We start from the raw sequence: 9,904 nt of genomic DNA, 5'->3' as shown, positions 1-9,904 counted from the left end.
GCATAAACCTAGTGCATTGATCGGAATAGTGGGTTTATGTCCTTTGCCCGAACCAGGGAGTGAAGCAATGACGATGATGTTGGGAATGCTGGCAGCGCAGCTTTTGTCGCCTGCCCCTGCGAACGACCAGAATGCACCAGCCGGTCAGCAACAGGCATCGTCTGACCAGGAACCGGGCGCTGATCGCGGGCGGCTTGGCCCGGCACAGCAATCGAGCGGTGAAATCGTGGTGACTGCCCGGCGGCGCGTGGAGACGATCCAGACGGTTCCGATCGCGGTGTCGGTCATTGGCGGCACGACGCTGTCCGACACGGGCGCCTATAATGTCAGCCGGCTGACCCAGCTTCAGCCCACGCTGCAATTCTATTCGACCAATCCGCGCAATTCGGCCGCGAATATCCGGGGTCTTGGTGCGCCGTTCGGCCTGACGAACGACGGTATCGAACAGGGTGTCGGGATCTATGTCGACGGTGTTTATTACAGCCGTATCGCATCGGCGACGTTCGACTTCACCGATACCGAGCGGATCGAGGTGCTGCGGGGGCCGCAGGGAACGCTGTATGGCAAGAACACCACCGCCGGCGCGATCAACATCACCACGCGCGCGCCCAGCTTTACGCCCGAGGCGCGAATCGAGCTTTCGACCGGCAATCTCGAGTTCGTGCAGGCCAAGGCATCGGCATCGGGACCGATCATCGGCGACCGGCTGGCGGCGCGGCTGTCGGCGTCGGTGACATCGCGGCGCGGCACGATCGACAACCTGGCGACCGGAAAATGGGTGAACGCGCAGGATAATCAGAGCCTGCGCGGGCAATTGCTGTGGAAGCCGACCGACGACCTGCGCCTGACATTATATGGCGACTACAACCACCAGAACCCCGATTGTTGCGCCCAGATCTTCGCACGCGTCGGCGCGACGCAGCGGCCGGTGTCGCGTCAATATGAAGCGCTGGCGGCCGCGTTCGGATACGAACCGCCTTCGCGGAACGCATTTGATCGCGTCACCGACCTCGATACGCCACTGCGCGCCCGCCAGGAACTGGGCGGCGCGTCGCTGGTCGCCGATTGGGATCTGGGCGCGGCGACCGTGACGTCGATCAGCGGGTGGCGATTCTGGGACTGGGACCCGTCCAATGATCGCGACTTCATCGGGCTGCCGATCACGACCGTATCGGCCAATCCGTCGCAGCAGCGGCAGGTGAGCCAGGAAGTGCGGATCGCATCCAACGGCCGGCGTGCGATCGATTACGTCGCGGGCCTGTTCTATTTCCACCAGACGATCGACACGCAGGGTTTGCAGGTTCAGGGTCCGGCGGCCAGCCGCTTCCTGCTCAATCCCGGCAACCCTCCGTTCGGGGCGAACGGATGCGCGACCGCAACGACCGCGGCGTGCGACCCGGCGGTGCTGGACGGGCTGACCGCCCGCAACACCATCGACTTTTCGAACACCAGCATGGCGGCGTTCGGCAAGCTGACCTGGCACCTGAGCGATGCCTTGTCGATCGCGCCGGGCCTGAGGCTGAATTACGATCGCAAGCGCGGGTCCTATGTCTCGGTCGTGACCACGGGCACGGGGTCGACGGTGCTGAACGCAAATCAGCGCGGGGTGTTGGCGCCGCAACGTTACGACCCCGAATTCTCGGACTGGAACCTGTCGGGCGACATCACGCTCGCTTATGACTTCGCGCCCGACATCCATGGCTATGCGACCTATGCCCGCAGCTATAAATCGGGCGGAATCAACCTTTCGGGCCTGCCGCTCGACGCATCGAACGACCCGATCCTGGCGGTGGCGCAGGTAAGGCCGGAACAGGTCAATCACTATGAACTGGGCCTCAAGACCCAGTTTCTGGATCGCCGGATTACCGCCAATCTGGCGGCGTTCTGGACCGACATCCGCGATTATCAGGCGACCGTCACCAATGGCCAGCTGGGGGTGTTGCGCGGTTATCTGGCCAATGCCGGACAGGTGCGGACGCGCGGCGTGGAACTCGACACCGCATTCCGCCCGACCCAGCGGCTGAACCTCTATGCCAACGCGGCCTATACCGATGCGCGCTATGTGCGCTTTGTCGATGCGCCCTGCCCGCCTGAACTGTCGGGCGGCACCGTCGCCGCGCCGGGGCAGGCGATCAGCGCGCCCGGCACGCCGGGCGGCATCAGCCCGCCATTTTGCGACATTTCGGGTCAGCGGCTGCCGGGCATTTCGGACTGGGCATTCTCATTCGGCGCGGAATATGCGCTGCCCGCGCGGATCGGCGACACCGACGGCAATTTCTACCTCGGTTATGACGGCAGCTATCGATCCGATTTTTCCTCCAACCCTTCCGAGTCGATCTACACGACGGTGGCGGGATATTCGTTGTCCAATTTCCGGCTGGGATACCGGGCTGATCAGGGGTGGAATGCCTTCCTGTGGCTGCGGAACGCGTTCGATCATGATTATTACGAAGTGCTGGCGACCCAATCGGGCAACACCGGGCTGATCGTGGGGCAGCCGGGGGACCCGCGCACGTTCGGCGCGACATTATCGGCATCGTTCTGATTGCCGCGACGGGGAGGGGTCGCGTGTCGCCCATCCCCTTTCCAGTCCCCGCGATCATCGCTAGTCGGGGGCGATGCCGTCCACCCATCGTTGCAATGTCGCGATCGTCGGCGCGGGCCTGGCCGGGGGGCTGATCGCGCTGGCGCTGGCCGAGACGCGGCCGGGGCTGACCGTCCGTCTGATCGACGCGGGTGATGCGGTCGGCGGCAATCATTTGTGGTCGTTTTTCGAAAGCGATGTGGCGGCCGAGAATCGCTGGCTGGTCGAGCCGCTGATCGCGCATCGCTGGTCCGGCTATGACGTGGCGTTTCCGGGGCATCGCCGGACGCTGGACGCCGATTATCGCAGCATCGAATCGGAGCGGCTGGACCGGGTGGTGCGCGCGCGGCTGCCCGGTGACGCGCTGATGCTGGGGCGGCGAGTGCTGGGCGCTAGCCCGACGGCGGTGGTGCTGGCCGATGGCGACCGGGTCGAGGCCGATGGCGTCATCGATTGCCGGGGTCCGGCCGACCTGTCGATGCTGAGGCTGGGCTGGCAGAAGTTCGTCGGGCACGAACTGGTGCTGGACGCGTCCCATGAGGCGTCGCGCCCGATGGTGATGGATGCCAGTGTCGAGCAGATCGACGGCTATCGCTTTGTCTATTGCCTGCCCTTTGCCGCGAACCGGATGTTCGTGGAGGATACTTATTACAGCGATACGCCCGAGCTGTCCGAACGGGTGCTGGGCGACCGCATCGCCGACTATGCCGCCGCGCGCGGCTGGGCCGTTTCGCGCGTGGCGCGGGCCGAACGCGGGGCGCTGCCCGTGGTGTGGGGCGGCGATTTCGAGGGATATTGGTTGTCGGGCGGGCGCGGCGTGGCCAAGGCCGGGATGCGCGCGGGGCTGTTCCACCCGCTGACCGGCTATTCGCTGCCCGATGCGGTGCGGACCGCCACGCGGATTGCGCGCGCGCGCGATTATTCGGGGGCGGGCCTGCACGAGCTGACGCACGGCCTGGCCGCCGCCACATGGAAGGCGCGCGGTTTTTACCGGGCGCTGACGGCGATGCTGTTCCGCGCCGCCGAACCGGCGGAACGCTGGCGCGTGCTGGCGCGCTTCTACCGGCTCGATCCCGCATTGATCGGGCGCTTTTATTCGGGTCAATCGACCTTTCTAGACAAGGCGCGTGTCCTTGCCGGCAAGCCGCCGGTGCCGGTGGGACGCGCCATCGCCGCCATTCGGGAGACAAAGGCGTGAAGACCGCAGCGGTCATCGGTTCGGGATTCGGGGGGCTGGCGCTGGCCATCCGCCTTCAGGCAGCCGGCGTGCAGACGACGATATTCGAGGCGCGCGACAAGCCCGGCGGGCGCGCTTATTACTGGGAGCGCGACGGCTTCACCTTTGACGCCGGACCCACCGTCATCACCGCGCCCGAAGCGTTGCAGGAGCTGTGGGCATTGTCGGGCCATGACATGGCCGACGATGTCGAGTTGTTGCCGGTCAACCCGTTCTATCGCCTGAATTGGGCCGACGGGACCAATTTCGACTATACCAACGACGACACAGTGCTGAAGCGCGAGATCGCCAAGCTCGATCCCGGCGATATCGAAGGCTATGCCCGGTTCCTCGAATATTCGCGCGGCGTGTATGAGGAAGGTTACGTCAAGCTGGGCGCCAAGGCGTTCCTGGACTTCGGGTCGATGATCAAGGCCGCGCCGGCGCTGGCGAAATATCAGGCTTGGCGGTCGGTCTATTCGATGGTCGCCAGCTTCGTGAAGAACGAGAAGCTGCGCCAGGCGCTGAGTTTTCACACGCTGCTGGTCGGCGGCAATCCGATGAAGACCAGCGCGATCTATGCCCTGATCCACAAGCTGGAGCGCGACGGGGGCGTGTGGTTCGCGAAGGGCGGCACCAACCGGCTGGTCGCGGGGATGGTGCGCCAGTTCGAGCGGCTGGGCGGTGTCGTGCGGCTGGGCGATCCGGTCGCGTCGATCGAAACGCTGGGCGACCGCGCGACGGGCGTGACGACGGCCGGCGGCTTTCACCTGGATGTCGATGCGGTCGCGTCGAACGCCGACCTGATGCACAGCTACCGCGACTTGCTGTCGGGTTCGAGAAGCGCGCGGCGGACGACGCAGTCGCTCGAGAAGAAGAAATATTCGCCGTCGCTGTTCGTCGTGCATTTCGGCGTCAAGGGAACATGGCCGGGCATTCCGCACCACATGATCCTGTTCGGTCCACGCTATCAGGGTCTGCTGTCCGACATTTACGATCACGGCGTGCTGTCGGAGGATTTCAGCCTGTATCTGCACCACCCGACCGTCACCGATCCGTCGATGGCGCCGGAGGGACATTCGACCTTCTACGCGCTGGCGCCGGTGCCGCATCAGGGCCGCTTTCCCGCCGATTGGGACGCGATCAAGGACGAATATGAACGCCGCATTCTGGACGAAGTAGGTCGCCGCCTGATCCCCGACATCCACAACCGCATCGTGACCAGGTTCAGCTATACGCCCGCCGACTTCACCCGCGACCTGTCGGCGCATCTGGGCAGCGCGTTCAGCCTGGAGCCACTGTTGACGCAAAGCGCGTTTTTCCGCGCGCACAACCGCGATGACCATATCCCCAACCTGTATTTCGTCGGCGCGGGCACGCATCCCGGCGCGGGGATTCCGGGCGTGGTCGGCAGCGCCAAGGCGACCGCGGCGCTGATGCTGGAAGGGGAGCGGTGAACGGGCGGCGCAAGTGAAGGGGCTGGAGGGGTGCCGCGCCGCGCCCTATGACGCTTGCCCGTGACCACGACAGGACCCGAAATGAAGCGTATCGCCGTTTATTGCGGATCGGCCACTCCGGCGGACCCGACCTTCCTCGAATGCGCGCGGCTGGTGGGCCGGACGCTGGCCGAGCGGGGCATCGGCACCGTCTATGGCGGCGGGCGGCTGGGCCTGATGGGCGCGGTGGCGGACAGCGCATTGGCGGCGGGCGGAGAGGTGATCGGCGTGATCCCGCAGGCGCTGGTCAATGCCGAAGTGGCGCATCGCGGGCTGACCGCGCTGGAAACCGTGGGCACCATGCATGAGCGCAAGCAGCGTTTCACCGACCTGTCGGACGGGTTCCTGACGCTGCCCGGCGGCACCGGCACGATGGACGAATTGTGGGAAGCGATGAGCTGGTCGCAGATCGGCTATCACACCAACCCGGTCGGGCTGCTGAACTGGCAGGGTTTTTACGACCCGCTGGTCAGCTTTGTCGATCGCATGGCCGATGTGGGGTTCCTGCGCCCGCAGCACCGCGACATCCTGATCGTCGATCGCGACCTGGACCGCTTGATCGAGCGGATGGCCGCCTATCAGCCGCATGTGCCGATCACGCGGATGGCGCGCGAGGAGCTGTGAGGTCGCCGCACCAGCGCGCGGTGCTGGTCGACGGCGCGCGCCGTTCGATCGCGCGCGGATCGAAAAGCTTTGCCGCCGCATCGCAACTGTTCGACCGCGCCACGCGCGAGCGCGCGTGGCTGCTCTATGCCTGGTGCCGCGCGTGCGACGATGTGGCCGACGGACAGGATCACGGCCATGGCATGACCCGCGTGGACGATGCGCCCGCGCGGATCGCCCGGTTGCGCGCAATGACCGACGCGGCGTTCGCGGGCGCGTTGACCGGCGAACCGGCGTTTGACGGGCTGGGGATCGTGGTGGCCGAAACCGGCCTGCCCAAGCGGTTCGCCGACGACCTGATCGACGGGTTCCAGCTCGACGCCGACGAATGGCGGCCGCGCAGCGAGGCCGACCTGTATCGCTATTGCTATCATGTCGCGGGCGCGGTCGGGTGCATGATGGCGGTGGTGATGGGCGTCGATCCGGCGGACGAGGCGACGCTGGACCGCGCGTGCGACCTGGGGCTGGCGTTTCAATTGTCGAACATCGCCCGCGATATCGAGGAGGATGACCGCGCGGGTCGATGCTACCTGCCGGTCGAATGGCTGGTCGAGATGGACATGCCGCCGGGGCAGCACATGAAGCCGCCCTATCGCCCGCGCCTGTCGGTGCTGGCACGGCGGCTGGCGACCCGCGCGGCGCTGCACGAGGACAGCGCGCGCGGCGGCACCCCGGCGCTGCCCTATCGCTCGGCCTGGGCGGTGCTGGCGGCAGCGGGGATTTACGGCGACATCGCGCGGCGGGTGGCGGAACGCGGCGACCATGCGTGGGACCACCGCGTCACCACGTCGAAGCGGGAAAAGGCCGCGTGGATCGCGCGCGCCGCCGCACAGGCGGCGGGCCGCGCGCGCTATGCCGACACCCCGCGCGACCCGGTGCTGTGGACCCGGCCGCGCTGATCCCGAAACCCTAGCGCGCGGCCCAGCGGACGGCGTTGGTCAGCAGCCGTCGGTAATGGGGATCGTCATAGGATTCGGGCGTATGTCCCATCGCCGAATAGATGACGCGGCCCCTGGCGCGCGGATTGATCCAGACGATCGGATGGCTGGCGCCCATCGCCAGTTTTTCGCCGGGGCGGTAGCTGGCCTCGTCCACGCTCGCCAGCACGGTCATGCCGCGTGTCGCGGGATCGTGGGAGAAGGAATACCATTCGTCCTTTGGCATCCAGGGCTGGGGGATGCCCGCCATGACGGGGTGGGCGGGCTGTTTCACCACGACGCGCGCGGGCTGGATATGGTCGGGACCGCCGGGATGGCCGGTGAAGGTTGTGCCGATGATCGTATCGACATACCATGGCGCCTTGTGGCTGTCGTCGCCCGCCGCGTGCAGCGCGACCACGCCGCCGCCGCGCGCGACGAAGCGCTCGAACGCGGCGCGCTGCGTCGGCGTCATGAAATCGCCGCTGGCGCTGTTGAGCACGACGACTGAAAACGGCTTGAGCAGCGCATCGTCGAACACCGCGGCATTTTCGGTGGTGAAGCTGGTGCGGCCCAGATCGCGGGCGATGCCGGCCAGCACCTCGTTCGAATGCGGGATATGTTCGATATGCCGCCAGCCATTGGTTTTCGACACGATCAGCACCGAACCGGGTTTCAGCGTGGGCGGCAGCGTCGGCGCGGTCGTGTCAACGACGGGCTTTGGCAGATGCGGATTGGGCGCGGCCTGCGGCGTCATCAAGGTGCCCAGCATCGCCAGCAGTCGGATCATTCGCGCTCTCCCGTCTCAACCGCGCGGTCGAGGCCGCGTCGGGGCGGTGATAGCGTGAACATGGGCACCGCGTCGAGCCGGGTCGGTCAAGCGATCAGCGACGGTCCCAGCAGCGCCAGCAGCTTGACGTCGACCGCGCATCCCGCCGCGCGCCGCGCATCCAGAAAGGCGGGAATGTCGGAAAGGGCGATACGGTGGACAGTGATCGCCTCGCCATCGACGCCGCCGCCGTCGCCAACCCGCGACAGCCCGGTCGCGCGCATCAGCGTGAAACTTTCGGACACCATGCCGGGCGACGACCAGAACTCGCCCAGCGGCGTCATCGTCGCCGCGCGCCAGCCGGTTTCCTCCTCCAGCTCGCGCCGGGCGGCTTCGATCGGATCCTCGCCCGCCGTCTCGTCGCCGATCAGCCCGGCGGGCAATTCGATGCAGGGGCAGCCCAACGGCACGCGATACTGCTCGACCAGCAGGACATGGCCGTCCTCGACCGCGAGGATGACGGCGGCGCGGATGCCGCGTGCGCGCGACACAAATTCCCAGCGCCCCTTGCGCTTCGCCTCGATGAAGCGGCCTGCCCACATTGTCTCGACAGGTCGGTCATGATCGAAATGATCGTCGTGCATCGGCTCGCCAGCGTAAGAAACCCGGATTAGGTTGCGCGCGCCTGTAACGGGGAAAAGAGGACTGCACCATGCTCAAGGATTTTCAGTCGTTCATTGCGCGCGGCAACGTGCTCGATCTGGCGGTCGGCGTCATCATCGGCGCGGCGTTCGGCACCATCACCAAATCGCTGACCGATGATGTCATCATGCCGGTGATCGGCGCGATATTCGGCGGGGTCGATTTCTCGGGCTATTTCATTCGGCTGGGTCCGGTGCCGGAGGGATATGCCGGGTCGCTGAGCAATTATGCCGCGCTTAAGGAAGCGGGCACACCGCTGCTTGGCTTTGGTCAGTTCATCACCGTCGTCATCAACTTCCTGATCCTGGCGTTCATCGTGTTCCTGCTGGTGCGCGGCGTGAACCGGATGATGACGCGCCTGGAAAAGGAAAAGGTCGAGGGCACCGCTGCCCCCGCCGCCGATCCGGCCGATGTGGTGCTGCTGCGCGAAATTCGCGACGAGCTGAAGGCGGCGCGCGGAACCCCGCCGGTCGTGTGAGCCAAAAAAAAGGCCGGTGCATTGCTGCACCGGCCAGTGGTCCGCAGGAGGAACCAGGTGACGGGACCGACCGGGGATTAAGAGCCGGTCCCGAAGCTTGTGAAACCTCAGTAGTTGTAGGCGCGCTCGCCATGCTCCCCGAGGTCGAGGCCTTCGCGCTCGACTTCCGGGCTGACCCGCAGGCCGGTGAGCGCCCTGGCAATGAAGAAGGCGATGGCCGATCCGATCGCGGCCCAGCCGCCGGCGATCAGCACCGCGACCACCTGGGTCACGAACTGCGGGCCGAGAGCATAGTCCGCCGCACCCGGACCGCCGAGCGATGGCAGCATGGTGAAGGCCGTGCCGATCGAACCGATGATGCCGCCGATGCCGTGGATGCCGAACGCGTCGAGCGAGTCGTCAAGGTTCAGCCTGGGCTTCACATTGACCACGAAGATCGCGCAGAGGATGGCGGCGACCGCGCCCAGCAGGATTGCGCCGAACGGTCCCGAATTGCCCGCCGCCGGGGTGACGGCAACGAGGCCGGCGATCGCACCCGAACAGGCGCCGAGCAGCGAACCCTTGTGACCCAGCACCCGCTCGGTCAGCATCCAGAACAGCACGCCCGCAGCGGTCGCGACGAAGGTGTTGATCATGGCCAGCGCGGCCGAACCATTGGCTTCCAGCGCCGAGCCGGCGTTGAAGCCGAACCAGCCCACCCACAACAGGCCGGTGCCGATCAGCGTCATGGTCAGCGAGTGCGGCGCCATGACATCCTTCTTGTAGCCCAGGCGCGGGCCGAGGATCAGCGCGCCGACCAGTGCCGAGATACCGGCATTGATGTGGACGACGGTGCCGCCCGCGAAGTCCAGCGCCGCCGGGCTCCAGTTGAAGAGGAGGCCATTGCCCGCCCACACCATGTGCGCGATCGGGAAATAGACGATCGTCAGCCAGACGACGGCGAACACCATCAGCGCCGAGAATTTCAGCCGTTCGACCAGGCCGCCGACGACCAGCGACACGGTGATCGCGGCAAAGGTCATCTGGAAAGCGATGAAGACATATTCGGGGATGACGACGCCGTCGGAGAAGGTCGCCGC

At 66.2% G+C, this 9,904-nt stretch carries 9 protein-coding genes; 6 read left to right on the top strand and 3 right to left on the bottom strand.

All coding sequences use genetic code 11. The annotated features are described in order from the left end of the window. The first annotated feature begins 67 nt into the window (after positions 1-67). The 5 genes from VL973_RS02290 (at position 68) to VL973_RS02270 (ending at position 6,858) form a co-directional block, all read left to right on the top strand. On the top strand, positions 68-2,545 hold the full coding sequence (locus VL973_RS02290; RefSeq protein WP_325282415.1) for a TonB-dependent receptor: 2,478 nt from the start codon (positions 68-70) through the stop codon (positions 2,543-2,545). A 73-nt stretch (positions 2,546-2,618) separates the two neighbouring features. Continuing rightward, positions 2,619-3,782, top strand: coding sequence for a lycopene beta-cyclase CrtY (gene crtY / locus VL973_RS02285; protein WP_325282414.1), 1,164 nt, complete (start codon positions 2,619-2,621; stop codon positions 3,780-3,782). Beyond that, positions 3,779-5,257 carry a phytoene desaturase gene (locus VL973_RS02280; RefSeq protein ID WP_325282413.1) on the top strand — a complete coding sequence of 493 codons (1,479 nt, stop codon included), beginning with the start codon at positions 3,779-3,781 and terminating at the stop codon, positions 5,255-5,257. Before crtY ends, VL973_RS02280 begins: the two co-directional genes overlap by 4 nt. Positions 5,258-5,338: 81 nt before the next feature. Further along, positions 5,339-5,920: an LOG family protein gene (locus tag VL973_RS02275; protein WP_325282412.1), complete on the top strand. Its 582-nt coding sequence runs from the start codon at positions 5,339-5,341 to the stop codon at positions 5,918-5,920. Between the two features lie 20 nt (positions 5,921-5,940). Further along, a complete protein-coding gene (locus tag VL973_RS02270) occupies positions 5,941-6,858 on the top strand; it encodes a phytoene/squalene synthase family protein (protein WP_325282416.1) in 918 nt (305 codons plus the stop codon). Between the two features lie 10 nt (positions 6,859-6,868). Here VL973_RS02270 and VL973_RS02265 read toward each other — a convergent pair whose 3' ends face one another. Beyond that, positions 6,869-7,666: a ThuA domain-containing protein gene (locus tag VL973_RS02265; RefSeq protein WP_325282411.1), complete on the bottom strand. Its 798-nt coding sequence runs from the start codon at positions 7,664-7,666 to the stop codon at positions 6,869-6,871. Between the two features lie 86 nt (positions 7,667-7,752). Continuing rightward, on the bottom strand, positions 7,753-8,289 hold the full coding sequence (locus tag VL973_RS02260; RefSeq protein ID WP_325282410.1) for an NUDIX hydrolase: 537 nt from the start codon (positions 8,287-8,289) through the stop codon (positions 7,753-7,755). Positions 8,290-8,357: 68 nt separating this feature from the next. On the opposite strand from VL973_RS02260, the gene mscL reads away from it, so the two are divergent. After that, entirely contained in the window at positions 8,358-8,825 is a 468-nt protein-coding gene (gene mscL / locus VL973_RS02255; protein ID WP_325282409.1) for a large conductance mechanosensitive channel protein MscL, read from the top strand. 107 nt (positions 8,826-8,932) lie between these two features. On the opposite strand, the gene VL973_RS02250 is transcribed toward mscL, so the two are convergent. Beyond that, positions 8,933-9,904: ammonium transporter (locus VL973_RS02250; protein WP_325282408.1), on the bottom strand; the 972-nt coding region annotated here is incomplete at its 5' end.

Source organism: Sphingomonas sp. (assembly GCF_035490575.1).
Classification (GTDB): domain Bacteria; phylum Pseudomonadota; class Alphaproteobacteria; order Sphingomonadales; family Sphingomonadaceae; genus Sphingomonas.
This window is presented reverse-complemented; position numbering and strand designations above follow the sequence as displayed.